The following is a 13,544-nucleotide window of genomic DNA, read 5'->3' on the forward strand; positions in this document are numbered from 1 at the left end:
GCGAAAATTATTCAAGCAGGTCATTATGAATACAGTAAATTATAAACTCTCACATGTCGCGATTCTGATCGGTGCGGTACTTGGTACTTCTATGGTACAAGCTGAGGAAGCTGCGTCGCAGGTTGCTGAAGAAACGCCCGAGGTTATCGAGGTACGTGGGATCAAGGGCAGTTTGATCCGCTCTATGAACGTCAAACGGGATATGTCTGGCGTGGTGGATGCGATTTCAGCAGAAGAAATGGGTAAGTTTCCCGACACCAACCTGGCCGAGTCTTTGCAGCGTATTACCGGTGTGGCAGTGAGTCGCAGCAATGGTGAAGGCAGTCAGATCACCGTACGGGGTTTCGGCCCCGACTTTAATCTGGTAACGCTCAATGGCAGACAAATGCCGGGAACGGGTAATAGCCGCTCTTACAACTTCGAAAACCTGTCATCTGATGGGGTTTCGGCGCTCGAAGTCTATAAAACAGCACGTGCTGACAATCCGACAGGCGGATTAGGTGCGACTGTGAATATCGTCACAGCGCGCCCGCTCGACAGTGGCGCCGAGAAAATGTCCTTTTCTGCCAAGGCTATTCACGACTCCTCCAATGTGGCAGGCGACGACATCACACCAGAGGTCTCTGCTTTATACTCCAATGCATTCTTGGATGAAACCATCGGGTTTGGTTTTAACATCAATCACCATCGCCGTGACTTTCAGCAGCAAAGTGCCAATATTCAGGGCTGGCAGGCGAACGTGGATTTACCCACCAACCTGGAGGCCGGTAACGTCATCGACAATCGCCCGCTGAATGAGCAAGGGGTGCCAGCTGGGGATTACTTCTTCCCACGGGATATGAATTATCAGATAAGCGATTTGCAGCGCGAAAGAACCAATGGTCAGGTGGTCTTTCAGTATGCGCCCGGTGACGACCTGGTGATGACCCTGGACTATACCGGGACCAAATCCATAACCGGTAAAAATGGCATTTCATGGGGGATGTGGAACGACTACGGTGGCAACATTAATGGCTATGAGCTGGATGAAAACGGCACTGTGGTTTATACCGATATCAGCGGTAACGATGGCTCTTTCAGTGCCTCACGTTCGACGACCGAAGTCAAAGAGCGCTCCATTGGCTTTAATGTTCAGTGGCAGGCCAGCGATGCGCTGAGCCTCACTTTGGATTATCACGATTCGCAAAGCGAAACCGATAATGGCGCAGACGTTGGCCTTGGCAGTGAAGGCACTTTGGTGCTTGGGTCGGATCAGTTAACAACCAAACGCTATGACTATCGCAGCGGCGAAATCCCCCATGCTGAGATTTTGTGGAAAAACGGCACTAACGAGCTGGCAGCCAGTGAAATTGACTCTCATTTTAGCCAGTTTGTACATTCACCCGGTAAAGCGACCGTTGAGCAGTTACAGCTTGATGGCGTATGGGAAAACCTCAGTGACCGTTGGGGACTGGTGAATATCAAGTTTGGTGTGGCACGTACAGAGCAAGAAATGAGTGGCTCTAACGCCTGGAGTGGCTTGATTGGAGGCTTCTTGTTTAATCCTGCCTGGCCGGAGTTGTTCCCCGACGGCATGTTTACTCAACATGACACCAGTGATTTTTTAAATGCATTTGACGGCGGTGGCAGTGCCCTGCAGCCACATTATTACTACACCTTTGACTTTGATGAGGTTGCCGCTCGCTCTGAAGCCTTTTTGACCAATGAATTACTCGGCGGCAAAGATTATTTTGCGACTACGGCATATCACGACATGGGCACTCTGTCGCGCGACAGCGTGACAGAAGAAACCAGCAGTATCTATCTGTCGAGCTTCTGGGAGTTCGAGGTTGCGAGCTATCCGGTACAGATAAACGCCGGTGTCCGCTACGAACAAACGGATGTCACCAGCAGTACTTTCCAGCCAACGCCAACGGCCGTATGGTGGAAAGGCGGCAGTGAATGGCATACCCAATACGTACCTGATGGAGATGCCTTCTTTACCCTTGAAGGTGAGCACGACGTGGTGTTACCTATGGTGGATATACGCGTGGATGTTACCGATGAGCTGGTTGCCCGACTGTCCTGGGGTAAAACCATTTCCCGAGCGCCGCTTGGCGACCTGGTCGGTGGCCGAAGTCTTACCAATAGCCCTAAAATAGGTTCGCGCAATGCCAGTGAAGGTAATACCAACTTGCAACCGTTCGAGTCGACCAACTTTGACCTCAGCCTGGAGTACTACTACAGCGAGGGCAGCTATGCAGCTATTGGATACTTTGATAAGTCGGTGAAAAACTTCATCGGCAGTCAGGTGAATTCGACCACCGTAGACGGTTTTCACGATATTTATCAGGGGCCAAGATGGTTACAAGCGGTTGCTGATATCGAAAGCCGTGGCGAGCAGGCCACCAATGACGCCATTTTTGCACAAATGCAGGCCAATGGCGCAACACTCAATGAGCAGGGGTATATCACACCAAACGCCGAAGACCCGCTGATTGTGTGGGACTTTACCCGACCGTTTAATGCCCCGGACACCAAGTCGGTAGATGGTATTGAGGTTGCTGTGCAGCACTTGATTGGCGAGACCGGCTTCGGTGTGGGTGTCAACGCCACCTTTGTGAATGGGGATGTGGAGTTTGATGTGGCCAGCCTTAAGCAGCAAACTCCGCTGACCGGACTGAGCGACTCTGCCAACTTCCAGGTGTTTTATGAGCTCGATGGCCTGTCGGTAAAACTGACTTACGCCTGGCGCGATGAGTATTTGATAGGGGTTGGGCAGGATCAGGGGTCCTCGGATAACCCGCCACAGTTTGCCAAGGCCTTTGGCCAGTGGGACATGAGCGTTAACTACGACATGACCGAGCAGCTGACGGTATTCTTCGAAGGCGTGAACCTCAATGATGAAACCGAGCAGGGTTTTGGCCGTTATGAACGTCAATTCCTGTTTGCCCGCCAATACGGGCCGCGTTATGCGCTGGGCTTTCGCTACACGTTTAACTAATTCTGAGTAAGCTCTGGTCGCCGCCGATTGCGGTGCCGGAGCCCGCTTGTCCTATTTTTTATTGGAAATTCATTATGGCTAGTTCATCTGTGATGCTGGATACCCAGCATGAGGCACAGCCGGGTAACGGGCATAGATTTGCCTTATTCACGCTGACCACGTTGTTTTTTATGTGGGGTTTTATTACCTGCTTAAACGACATCCTAATTCCCTATCTGAAAGGGGCTTTTTCCTTAACTTATACCCAGGCCATGCTGGTGCAGTTTTGCTTTTTCGGCGCCTATTTTATCGTCTCCATCCCGGCTGGCATATTGGTGGGCAGGATTGGATTTAAAAAGGGCATTATCACAGGTCTGAGTGTGGCCAGTGTAGGTTGCCTGTTGTTTTATCCGGCTGCAGAGCTTGGGGTATATGGCTTGTTTCTGGGTGCCTTATTTGTGCTGGCCTCGGGCATTACCGTGTTACAGGTTTCTGCTAATCCGTTTGTCAGTGCGCTGGGCCCGGCCAAAACCGCCTCGTCACGGCTGACAATGACGCAGGCATTTAATTCTCTGGGGACAACCGTTGCGCCCTTTTTTGGTGCCTGGCTTATTTTCTCCGGCACTAGCGAACCGGCACATGCCGACGCCTCTGCGGTGCAATTTCCTTATCTGATGATTGCAGGCGCACTGGCCGTGTTGGCCATCGTCTTTGCCTTTATCAGGCTGCCGGCATTGGGGGCCGAGCCGCAGGGTGCGCCTTCGTTGAAAAAAGCCCTGCAATACAGACACCTCAAACTGGGGGCTGTGGCGATTTTCTTATACGTCGGTGCTGAGGTTGCCATTGGCAGCTTCCTGGTGAACTTTTTACATGATCCGCGCATTGCCGGATTAAACGAAGCGCAGGCCGCGCAACTCATTGCCTATTACTGGGGCGGCGCCATGGTTGGACGTTTTGTCGGTGCACTGGTGATGCAAAAAATTGCGGCGGGCAAAGTGCTGGCATTCAACGCATTGATGGTGATTGTCTTGTTGTCTCTGGCCGTTGTAACCGAAGGCCCAGTGGCAATGTGGTCTGTGCTTGCTGTGGGTTTGTTTAATTCAATTATGTTCCCCACCATTTTTAGCCTTGCGATTGAGAAGCTGGGCGACAGCGCCAGCCATGGTGCAGGTGTATTGTGCCTGGCCATTGTGGGTGGCGCCATCGTGCCGCTACTTCAGGGTATGGTGGCGGATATCTCTGGTGTGCAACTGTCTTTCTTACTTCCGGCAGTGTGTTACGTGTTTATCGGTTACTTTGGCCTCAAGGGACACCGACCTGTTTTTCTATCCACGGAGAAGTAAAGTGAAGAAAAAAACAATTAAAATGTCACTGAGTGTGTTGGCCGTCGCTGTGCTTAGCGCATGTAGCAGCCAGTCTGAACCTGGGGCAACGGTAAAAGGGATTGATATCTGGCCCACAATCCAGTCTGAGGTGGCCAAAGATCCCGACATTGAGCGTCAGGTAGCGGCATTGCTTAGCAAGATGACGTTAGAGCAGAAGGTGGCTCAGATGATCCAGCCCGAAATTCGTGATATCACAGTGGAAGATATGCGCCGTTACGGATTCGGCTCTTATCTCAATGGTGGCGGGGCATTTCCGGGCAATAACAAACATGCCAGTGTTAAAGACTGGGTTGACCTTGCTGAGGCCATGTATCAGGCCTCTGTGGATGACTCGCTGGATGGCATCAACATTCCGACTATGTGGGGCACCGATGCGGTGCATGGTCACAACAATGTGATTGGTGCCACCTTATTTCCTCATAATATCGGCCTGGGGGCTGCGAATAATTCTGAACTGATTGAACAAATTGCCCAGGCAACGGCGAAAGAAGTGATGGCTACGGGCATTGACTGGGTCTTTGCGCCGACGGTTGCCACGGTACGTGATGACCGCTGGGGTCGTGCCTATGAAGGGTATTCGGAAGACCCCGAAATCGTAAAAGCCTATGCCGCAGCCATAGTACACGGCTTGCAGGGTCATGCTGATGAGGACTTCCTGGGTAATGATCGGGTGATAAGCACCGTGAAGCATTTCCTTGGCGATGGCGGCACGGTCAAAGGCGACGATCAGGGCAATAATATCGACGCTGAACAAGCGTTGTTTGATATTCATGCTCAGGGTTATGTGGGCGGTCTGACGGCGGGTGCACAATCCGTGATGGCATCATTCAACAGCTGGCAGGGTGAGAAGATCCACGGCCATCGCTACCTGCTGACCGACGTGCTGAAAAACAAAATGGGATTCGATGGTTTTGTGGTTGGTGACTGGAATGGCCATGGTCAGATCCCCGGTTGCCAGAATGACAATTGTCCGCAGGCCGTCAATGCAGGTCTGGATGTGTACATGGTCCCGACCGATGCCTGGAAACCTTTGCTGGAAAACACCATTGCTCAGGTCAAAGCGGGGGTTATTCCCATGGCCCGTATCGACGATGCGGTAAGTCGTATTCTGCGGGTAAAATTCCGCGCAGGATTGTTCGATAAACCCAGCCCGGCAAATCGCCCGCATGCTAACAATACGCAGTTAATTGGCCACGAGGCACATCGCGGCATTGCCCGTCAGGCTGTGCGGGAGTCCCTGGTTCTGCTTAAAAATAATCAGCAGCTGTTGCCGCTGGCCCCCAATCAGCGCATTTTGATTGCCGGTGATGCGGCGAACAACATTGGTAAGCAATCGGGGGGCTGGACTATTACCTGGCAGGGCACCAATAATCAGAACAGCGATTTTCCAGGTGGCCAGTCAATTTACGATGGGCTGGCACGCCAGATAAAACAGGCGGGAGGAGAGGTTGAACTAAGCGAAAACGGCCAGTTTGACACCAAACCGGATGTAGCCATTGTGGTATTTGGTGAGGAGCCCTATGCCGAAGGGCATGGCGACCGCGAAACCCTGATTTATCAGCATGGCAACAAACGCGACCTGGCCTTGTTAAAGTCACTCAGGGCCCAAGGCATTCCTGTGGTGTCGGTGTTTATCAGTGGCAGACCTATGTGGGTGAATCCAGAGCTCAATGCCAGTGATGCCTTTGTGGCAGCCTGGCTGCCGGGTTCTCAGGGTGAGGCCGTTGCCGATGTGTTACTGAGAAACGCCAAGGGTGAAATACAGCACGACTTTAGCGGTCGCTTGTCATTTTCCTGGCCTGCACATCCCAGCAAACCGGTTAACCGTGGTGATAAAGATTATGCGCCTTTACTGCCCTATGGGTTTGGTTTGAGTTATGGCGAGCCTTCAGTGCTGAGCAACACTTTGCCGGAGCAAGTTGATACTGCGCTCAGCACCTCAGACGTGTATGAGATATTCAATGGCAAAACACAGCAGCCGTGGCAGATGCGACTGTTCTCGGGTCAGCAAAACCTTGCTGTCAGCGCCAGTAGTATGGCACTGGGCGGTCTGAGTTTTCGAACCATAGATAAGGCTATCCAGGAAGATGCTTTCAGAGTCGACTGGCAAGGCCCGACAGCGGGTGTGCAGTTTGTCAGTGGCAACGGCTTCAGAGAGGATTTAGCCCGTTATCAGGCATCTGCGGGCGTGCTCAGTATGACGATAAAGCGCGGCAATGCGGTTGCAGACAAAGCGTTTGTTGGCATGCACTGCCAAAGCGAAGGGGATAAGCCGGGAAGTTGCCGCTCTGATGTCGATATCACGGCTGAACTGCAAGGTTTGGCTGCACAGCAGTGGCAAACGCTGACGATTGATTTGCAATGTTTTGCCAGACAAGGGGTAGCGTTTGACCAAATGGTGATGCCATTTGAACTTTCTGCCTCTGGTAATATGAGCCTGTCTTTCAGTGACATAAGTATCCAGCCAGCTGCTGATACACAGGCTTCTATCTCTTGTCAGGAGTAAGCTTTTCGCATCCAGGCACAATAAAAATCAGGCACCCTGAGGTGCCTGATTGACTCTGAGTATGATATTAATCACGCTCAGGAATATTTTGCAGTAAGGCCTGCATTTGTTGCCAGTACAGACCGACTGACTCAATGTGCACTTTCTCATCCGGTGAGTGTGGGAACTTGATCGTTGGGCCGAACGAGATCATGTCCATGTCAGGGTAGGGCTCTTTAAACAGGCCACATTCCAGTCCAGCGTGGATCACCATGATGTCTGGTTTGTTACCATAAATGCCCTCGTACATATCGCGGAAAATATGCACCAACGCCGAGTCAGGATCGGGTTTCCAGCCAGGGTAGGCACCAGAAAACTCGATTTCGGCGCCTGCCAGCGCAGCCAGTGAACTCAGCGTGCCCTCTACATCGGTCCGACCCGAATCAATCAAAGAGCGGATCAGGCAAAGTACTTCTACTTTATCGGCTTCAGTGGTGATCACACCCAGATTCAGAGACGTCTCTACCACACCCTGAATATCATCACTCATACGCACAACGCCATTCGGGCAGGCATTAAGCAGAGCCAGTAAAGTGGCCTGAGCCTGTGCCGACATAGCATCAAAAGCACTGTCAGTATCAGTGACAGCAAACGCGAGGTTGGTTTCAATGGCACCCAGCTCATTACTCAACACGGCCTGGAAATCACTCAAACGTTGCTCAAGCAGGGCACGCTGAGCAGGCGCAATGGCAACTGTGGCGTAAGCTTCACGCGGAATGGCGTTACGCAGAGAGCCGCCTTTAAAGGCCACCAGGTTAAAATCCACGTCCGCGAGGTGATATTTCAACGCGCGTGCCAGCAATTTATTGGCGTTACCGCGACCGGTATGGATATCAACGCCCGAATGGCCGCCTTTGAGGCCTTTCAAACTGACTTCGACCAGCTGATGACCCTCGGCAATGCGCTGACGTTCCAATTTGAGTGTCATGCTGGCATCTACGCCACCAGCGCAGCCCATGTAGATTTCACCTTCCTGCTCGGAGTCGGTATTAAGCAAGATCTCACCTTCCAGCCAGCCGGCTTGCAGGCCAAATGCGCCAGACATACCAGCTTCTTCATCGACGGTGAGTAGCACTTCCAGCGGGCCATGAGGGAGATCCGAGGACGCCAGCACCGCGAGGCAAGAGGCCATACCCATACCATTGTCGGCACCCAATGTGGTGCCCTGTGCCGTCACCCATTCACCGTCGATATAAGGGCGGATCGGATCTTTGGTAAAGTCATGATCTGTGTCGTCGTTCTTCTGCGGCACCATGTCAATGTGCGCCTGAAGCACCACGGGCTTGCGGTTTTCCATGCCTGGTGTGGCGGGCTTTTTGATGAAGACATTGCCTGTTTCATCGCGGCGTACGGCCAGATTTTGAGACTTTGCCCAGTCAACAATGAAGGTGGCTAATGCTTCTTCGTGTTTTGACGGGTGTGGAATGGCACAGATTTGGTCAAAGAATTGCCATACGATCTGTGGTGCCAAAGTGGCAATGTCGGAATATGGTTTAAACACCGGGTTCCCCTTATTTGAGCTATTGTCTTCCAGCCTGCATGTTTATCGTTCAGATAGGGGCTGGTAAGCGGGTAAAAAGTAGCGAGAGTTTACCATTAGCGGGGATTAAGGGTCGAGTGGATGCGGCCAATTCAGCGCGAATGCTAAACTGGCCTTGTAAAGGAATGAGGCCTTTACTGTTGGCATGCCTTGACGGCACTGGCAATCAATTCCATACCTGTTTGTTCACACGCAGGCAGTGTCTCTTCGCACTGGGCCACAGGCGTTACCCGCTCACCCCATTTAATGTAGCTGGCCGCCCAGGTCAGGCCGGCACCAAACGCAGCAGACATAATGTTAGCGTGAGGTTTAATTAACCCTTGCTCAACCGCTTCGCACAGGGCGATTGCAATGGTGGCTGCTGACGTATTGCCGTACTTGTCGATATTAACCATGACTTTGTCATCCGCAATATCAAGTTTTTTCTGGATTGCCTGAATGATCCGCAGGTTTGCCTGGTGGGGCACCAGTACGTCGATGTCGGACAGCGATAAATTCGCCTGCGCCAATACATCATCACAGGCAACGCTCATTCCGGTGACGGCGCGTTTAAAAATTTCACGCCCTTCAAATGCAAGATCCGATGGGCCCGCTGGCTCATAACGGCTCAGATCTGTGCCGTAATTTGAGATATGTAAAATACCCCGATCTTCACTGTCACACCCGGTTTTGGTACCAAGCAAGCCACAAGGCTCGTCACTTGCTTCCAAAATGACTGCACCGGCACCATCACCAAAAAGCACCGCGCTGTCGCGCTTGGCCCAGTTGACGTACCAAGTCATACGTTCGGCCGCAACGACCACGGCACGCTTGATCATACCCGCCTGGATCTGGGCAGTGGCGTTTTGCAGCGCGTATAAAAAGCCTGAACAAGCGGCGTTCGTATCACAGGCCGCGGCGCCAATGGCACCGATGTTTTTTTGTACCAAAGATGCGGTATTGGCAACCATAGTGGAAGGCGTACAGGTGGCCAGCAAGACCAAATCAATGTCGGAGCCTTTCAGACCGGCGCAGGCAAGCGCCTGTTTACTGGCATAAGTAGCCAGTTCTGCGGTACTGACGTGGCTAACACGGCGAGACTTAATGCCGGTTCGCGTGCTGATCCACTCGTCATTGGTATCTACAATGTTACTTAGTTCGTCATTACTGATAGAGGCGGGGGGAATGGCTTTTCCCCATCCGGTTATTTTTGCGTACTTCATTTTATCTCTTATTCAAATCCGACCAGTAGGCTAAGGCACAGTATATCGCAAACTGCGTTGTGATACACTCAATTATCCCTTGTTGAAATTGGCTTATTGACTAGACTAAAAGGAATAGGTGGCGTTAATTGTTTGGTTTATAATGCAAAAAATTAAATTTGATACGCTGGATACACTCATAAGCCTGGAGCGTGAGCTATTGGACCCTGCGGTGCGTGAAAGCCCGCAACGGCTGGCTCAGCTGTTGGATGAGGACTTCTATGAGATTTCCGCTAACGGGCTGATGTTTAATAAGTCTCATGTGCTGGCCAGGTTACCCCGTGAAAAAGTCCCGCAGTTTTATAATCAGGACTTTCAGGGTCAAATGTTGGCAGAAAACCTGGCACAGATCACCTATCATGCCGCTTATCGCCGAAATGCCTATTCTAATTTAAATTATTCAGTCAGAATGTCCATCTGGCGCCACAGAACGTCGGGTTGGCAGCTGTTGTTCCATCAGGGAACGCCTTGTCCGGAATTTAAGCTCAAGTACGAATAATAGCCAAAACAAAGTGTTCATTGAACGCAAGCATGACTTAGTCCCTAGAGTCTTAAGAGGTGTGTATTGATTTACCTGGATAAACTGATCGAATTATTAAATTTTCCCCTATTTACCTATGCCGAGCGCACGTTTACCCTAGGTAAATTATTGCTCGTGCCGTTGCTCTTGTTACTCGGCATTTGGCTAACCCGATATCTGGTAGGCAAACTGACCAATCGGCTCAGAGCGGGCAATACCGATCCCAATATGGTGCATCTGGTCCAAAGGTTGTGCTATGTACTAGCCATCGCCATCACTGTGATCACCATATTAGACGTGATCAATGTGCCCATCACGGCCTTCGCATTTCTGTCTGGTGCAATCGCCATCGGCTTTGGTTTTGGTGCCCAGAATATTATCAACAACTTCATCAGCGGCTGGATTTTGATGTGGGAGAAACCCATTCGCATTGGAGATTTCCTCGAAGTGGAAGGGACCAAAGGCATAGTTGAAAAAATCAATACGCGCTCAACCCGCCTGCGCCGGGTGGACGGGGTGCATATGTTGATCCCCAACAGTAAACTGCTGGAAAACACAGTGACCAACTGGACGCTGGTCGATAAACTCATGCGCACCTCGGTACGGGTTGGTGTCGCGTATGGCTCGCCAGCAAAACAGGTTGCCGCGTTGATTTTGCAGGCAACTGAGGAGCAGCCAGAGGTTTTAAAAGACCCCAAACCCCAGGTCACATTTGAAGACTTTGGCGACAATGCACTGATATTTGAGGTTAACTTTTGGCTAAACTCGACGGTTGAGGGTGGTCTCAGGCAGGCCCGTAGCAAAGTGCGTTTTCGCCTCGATGAACTATTTGCTGAACATGACATTGTGGTGGCGTTTCCGCAGCGCGATGTCCACATCGACGGACAGCTTGCCATTGTCAGGCAATCCAGACGCGCTGGCTGATAGCCTTACTTCAGGTCGGCATGCTTACTGTGTCGACATTTTTAAAGTATAAAACGTAAAAACATGTTAATTAACTTCTCTCCCAATTCTGCCCTTGGCCAGTTACTGTTGCTGCGCTCCATCGCCATTGTGCTGCAACTGGTACTGGTGCTTATTTCCTTGTGGTTTCTGGACAAAAACCTGCCAGAGCAGCCTATCTTTACGGTGATTGCACTGGAGTCCTTGTTCCAGTTGGCAAGCATTTATGCCTATCGTAAAGTCAGTGATGTGTCACCGAGGGCTATGGTGATGCAGCTGGTGGCCGATATTCTGTTTTTGACTGTGTTACTGTCTTTTCTTGGCGGCGCTAGCAACGCATTTGTCTCTTTATTGCTATTGCCTTGCATCATTGCCGCGGTCACGGTGCCACCAAGGTTTGTGGTGTTTATCTCTGGCGCTGCGCTGGCTGCCTATGGCTATTTGTATACGGTAGTGCCGATGCATCATCATGGTATGCACATGGGTCAGCATTTGCTTGGCATGCTGGTGAATTTTATTTTTATGGTGATTGTGACGGTAACGATTGTCACCTATCTGGCAAGCCGTATTCAGCAACGCGAACTGGCGCTGGCCAAGAGCCGTGAAAAGCAACTGCAACAGGAGCAGGTACTGGCACTAGGCAGCGCTGCCGCTCAAGTGACTCACCAACTGGCAACTCCTATCGCGCACCTGAGTTTGCTGTTAGAAGAGTTAAATGAGGACTTTCCCGAACACCCCGCCGTGCAGGAGATGCAGGCACCGCTTACTCAGTGCAAAACCCAGCTGGATGGTTTCAGGGCGCAGACTGAGTTACTTAAACCTCATGCTCAGGTCAATAAGCAAGCGTTTGAAACGCTCTGGCAGCAGCTCCATGAGCTTATGACTTTGCAGTTCCCTGAACAAACAATTGCCTGCCAGTTACCGGCGCAGCCGTTTTCGGTCAGTGGCGATCCTATGCTGGTCCCGGCGCTATTTAACCTGTTTGTGAATGCGGCCAAGGCCAATGAAAAGTGCTCGGCATCGCGCCTGGAAGTCAGTGTGACAGTGTTTGAGGAGGGGGCAGCGCAAGGCCGGCAAACCTGGTCCTTGTCGATCCGCGACCTGGGGCCTGGCATTGATATGGACAAGCTGGCACTGATAGGTAAGTCGGTGGTCGACAGCTCGTCCGGTCTGGGCATGGCACTGTTGTTGTCTCATGCTACAATCGAGCGACTCGAAGGCACCTTACACTTATCTAATCATCAGAGCCAGGGTGCTGTATCTGTGGTGACGTTACCGGTTGTATAAATTATGAAGTTATTAATTATTGAGGATGATGTGCCATTCGCCACTACGCTGTCGCGTAGAATGAGTAAGCTGGGCTTTGATTGTCTGTGTGTCCATGATGAACTGAACATTCAACCTCAGTGTCAGGCATTTTTGCCGGATTATGTGTTACTGGATATGAAGCTAACGGCCAGCTCCGGGTTGCAGCATATTGCATTGATCCGCCAGATTGTCCCGGATAGCAAAATTGTACTGCTGACCGGGTTTGCCAGCATTGCAACGGCTGTGGAGGCAATTAAACTGGGCGCCGATGAATACCTGACGAAGCCTGCAGACACCCAGCTGATAGCCAAAACCTTGCTGGGCACTAACACGCCGCTGGATATTGCTGCTGATAACACTATGTCTCCCGAGCGGCTGGAGTGGGAGCATATCCAGCAAACCCTGAAATCTAATGCAGGCAATATTTCTGAAACCGCCAGACAATTGAACATGCACCGGCGAACCTTGCAAAGAAAACTTCAGAAACGCCCGGTACTTAAATAATCCATGCAAGGCCTGGTTTGCTCTTCCAAAGGTTATTAACTAAATTGAGATTAGTGAAATAATTGAGGTAAGTGCTGTGACTGTGTTTGATGTAGATGTGGTCGCCGTTGTCATTGCGGCGATCTCCTCCTTTGCTTTGGGAGGAATATGGTACTCGCCTTTATTGTTCCATAAATCCTGGCTTGAAGAAGCCGGGCTGACGGAGCTGGATATCCAAAACGCCGATCATAAACTGATCTTCTCTGGAGCCATGTTTTTGTCTGTGCTGGCTGCGCTGCTCATGGCTGCGCTATTGGGAAAAAGTCCTGCCATAGTGGATGGTGTGCTGCTGGGTCTGGCTGTTGGGGTCTGTTTTGTTGCCAGCACTCTGGGTACCAGTTACTTGTTTGAACAACGGCCGCTTAAATTGTTTCTTATTAATGCGGGCTATCATACCGTGCAGTTTTGTTTAATCGGTTTTGTGCTTGCAATACTAAGTTAGGCCATAAGTTCCAGCGTGTTGCTGTAGTCAGTTGATAGGTTCAGCGACTACTTTGCCCTACGCAAGCGGACAAATATCCTGTCTATCCCCAGCCTCAAGTCCTATCATAGTAAGGT

10 protein-coding genes are annotated in these 13,544 nt (G+C 51.1%); 8 read left to right on the forward strand and 2 right to left on the reverse strand.

What is annotated here, in order from left to right; translation table 11 throughout:
* Positions 1–25 precede the first annotated feature (25 nt).
* From L1285_RS00210 to L1285_RS00220, 3 genes are all read left to right on the forward strand, one after another.
* A complete protein-coding gene (locus L1285_RS00210) occupies positions 26–2,983 on the forward strand; it encodes a TonB-dependent receptor (protein ID WP_235410482.1) in 2,958 nt (985 codons plus the stop codon).
* Positions 2,984–3,057: 74 nt separating this feature from the next.
* The gene (locus tag L1285_RS00215; protein WP_235410483.1) at positions 3,058–4,305 is read left to right on the forward strand and encodes a sugar MFS transporter; all 1,248 of its coding nucleotides are present in this window, start codon (positions 3,058–3,060) and stop codon (positions 4,303–4,305) included.
* A 22-nt stretch (positions 4,306–4,327) separates the two neighbouring features.
* Entirely contained in the window at positions 4,328–6,853 is a 2,526-nt protein-coding gene (locus L1285_RS00220; protein ID WP_235410880.1) for a glycoside hydrolase family 3 protein, read from the forward strand.
* 67 nt (positions 6,854–6,920) lie between these two features.
* On the opposite strand, the gene L1285_RS00225 is transcribed toward L1285_RS00220, so the two are convergent.
* Both L1285_RS00225 and L1285_RS00230 read right to left on the reverse strand, forming a co-directional pair.
* A complete protein-coding gene (locus tag L1285_RS00225) occupies positions 6,921–8,393 on the reverse strand; it encodes an aminoacyl-histidine dipeptidase (RefSeq protein ID WP_235410484.1) in 1,473 nt (490 codons plus the stop codon).
* A 173-nt stretch (positions 8,394–8,566) separates the two neighbouring features.
* Positions 8,567–9,634, reverse strand: coding sequence for a ketoacyl-ACP synthase III (locus L1285_RS00230; RefSeq protein WP_235410485.1), 1,068 nt, complete (start codon positions 9,632–9,634; stop codon positions 8,567–8,569).
* Positions 9,635–9,776: 142 nt separating this feature from the next.
* Between L1285_RS00230 and L1285_RS00235 the strand changes: the two genes are divergently transcribed.
* The 5 genes from L1285_RS00235 to L1285_RS00255 all read left to right on the forward strand — a co-directional run bounded on the left by L1285_RS00235 (position 9,777) and on the right by L1285_RS00255 (position 13,428).
* On the forward strand, positions 9,777–10,172 hold the full coding sequence (locus tag L1285_RS00235; protein ID WP_235410486.1) for a nuclear transport factor 2 family protein: 396 nt from the start codon (positions 9,777–9,779) through the stop codon (positions 10,170–10,172).
* Between the two features lie 66 nt (positions 10,173–10,238).
* Entirely contained in the window at positions 10,239–11,117 is an 879-nt protein-coding gene (locus L1285_RS00240; protein ID WP_235410487.1) for a mechanosensitive ion channel family protein, read from the forward strand.
* A 63-nt stretch (positions 11,118–11,180) separates the two neighbouring features.
* Positions 11,181–12,422: an ATP-binding protein gene (locus L1285_RS00245; RefSeq protein WP_235410488.1), complete on the forward strand. Its 1,242-nt coding sequence runs from the start codon at positions 11,181–11,183 to the stop codon at positions 12,420–12,422.
* Between the two features lie 3 nt (positions 12,423–12,425).
* Positions 12,426–12,947, forward strand: a complete 522-nt coding sequence (locus L1285_RS00250; protein WP_235410489.1) for a response regulator transcription factor — start codon at positions 12,426–12,428, stop codon at positions 12,945–12,947.
* 76 nt (positions 12,948–13,023) lie between these two features.
* Positions 13,024–13,428, forward strand: a complete 405-nt coding sequence (locus L1285_RS00255; protein WP_046003428.1) for a DUF1761 domain-containing protein — start codon at positions 13,024–13,026, stop codon at positions 13,426–13,428.
* Positions 13,429–13,544: the final 116 nt, after the last annotated feature.

Origin of the sequence: Pseudoalteromonas sp. DL2-H2.2, assembly GCF_021532535.1 — a bacterium.
Classification (GTDB): Bacteria; Pseudomonadota; Gammaproteobacteria; order Enterobacterales; family Alteromonadaceae; genus Pseudoalteromonas; species Pseudoalteromonas rubra_A.